Below are 1,530 nucleotides of genomic sequence, written 5' to 3'. Positions count from 1 at the left end.
CCCTGAAGACATCCCTGGGTTTTGTTTGTCAAGCGGCGGTGGTGTTTTGTCTGGTTTGTGTGGTGGTGTGGTGTGCCCAGGCTGTGTTTTCGTTGTAGTGGGTGTGGGTTTTGAGGCAGCCGTGCAGGATGCCGGCGAGTCGGTTGGCGAGTTGGCGTAGTGCTGCTTGGTGGCCGGCGCCGCGGGCTCGTTGGGTGTCGTAGTAGGCGCGTGCTCCGGGGGAGGCTCGCAGTGCTGATTGGGCTTGGCGGCTCAGTGCGTCGCGGAGGCGGTCGTTGTGGACGTATCTGGCCCGGTGGATCTCGCTGCGGCCTGATGCGATGGTGAGGGGGCTGGTCGCGGCGTAGTTTTTGCGTGCTTTCGCGCTGCGGTAGCGGTCGGGGTCGTCGCCGAACTCGGCCAGCACCCTGGCACCGGTGATGGGTCCCAGTCCGGGCTGGGACCGGTAGATCTCGGTGTCAGGGTGCTGGCCAAAATGTGCTGCCACCTCGGTGTCCAGCTGCGCGATCTCGTGGGTCAGGGTGATGATCACCGAGATCAGCGACCGTACGATCGCCGCCGACGCGGCGGTGAACACCGGTCCGCGGGTCAGCTGCTCGGCGCGCAGTGCGGCCTGGATCGCGGTGGTTTTGCCGTCGATGTCACGACGGCGGGCTCGGGTGAGTGCCGCGGCGATCTGCGAGCGGGACAACCGGGCGGCGCGGTCGGGGTCGGGGGCTTTGCCCAGCAGGTCCAGTGCCTCGGGGGCGTCGAGGTCGGTGAAGGCCTCCAGCGCGGCGGGGAAGAAGTCCCGCAGCGCCGCCCGCAACCGCAGGGTGTGGCGGGTGCGTTCCCAGATCAGTGCCTGATGCGCCCGGGTCAGCTGCTGCACACCGTCGGCGAGTTCACTGTCCCCGGCCACCGCACGCAACTGGTGGGCGTCTTTACGGACCATGTCCGCCAGGGTGTGCGCGTCCGCGGCGTCGCTTTTCGCCCCGGAGGTGCCCAGCCGTTCCCGGTACCTCGCCGCTTGCCGGGGGTTGACCGCATACACCCGGTAACCCGCCGCGATCAACGCCGCGACCCACGGACCCCGGTCGGTCTCGATACCGATGAGCACCTGCCCGGGCTCGGCATCGGCGTCCAGATGCCGCCCGATCAGCGCGTGCAACCGGGCCAGCCCTGCCGCGCCCTCCGGCAAACGGGTTTTCTCCAGCCTTCGCCCAGCGGGGTCCTGGATCTCCACATCATGATGATCAGACGCCCAGTCATCACCCACGAACAACACGATTTCCGTTACCTCCCAACATAAACCTGCCTACAGTGTCCGACAGCTCGCGGGAGAAAGGTCACGGCCTAATGGTCGAGTGCTCACGCCGAACTGGCGGGCACGACATCCCTTCAGTGCTCACAGATCTCCCGCTGGACGGTGAGGGCACGGTCTTCAGGAAGGTCTCACAAAACCCTGGCCACACGAGTGCTCACCCACCACCAGCCACCACGCCCAAGCCTACGAACCCGACCCGAACAAACCCCATTAGGCCACCATGA

1 protein-coding gene is annotated in these 1,530 nt (G+C 66.5%); it reads right to left on the bottom strand.

Annotated elements, in window-relative coordinates:
* Positions 1–28: 28 nt before the first annotated feature.
* Positions 29–1,267, bottom strand: a complete 1,239-nt coding sequence (locus tag QMK34_RS47395; RefSeq protein WP_326421614.1) for an IS110 family transposase — start codon at positions 1,265–1,267, stop codon at positions 29–31.
* Positions 1,268–1,530 lie beyond the last annotated feature (263 nt).

Origin of the sequence: Amycolatopsis sp. H20-H5 (assembly GCF_035828755.1) — a bacterium.
In the GTDB taxonomy this organism is placed as follows: domain Bacteria; phylum Actinomycetota; class Actinomycetes; order Mycobacteriales; family Pseudonocardiaceae; genus Amycolatopsis.
The sequence above is the reverse complement of the archived record's forward strand: the minus strand, read 5'-3'. Positions and strand labels throughout refer to the sequence as shown.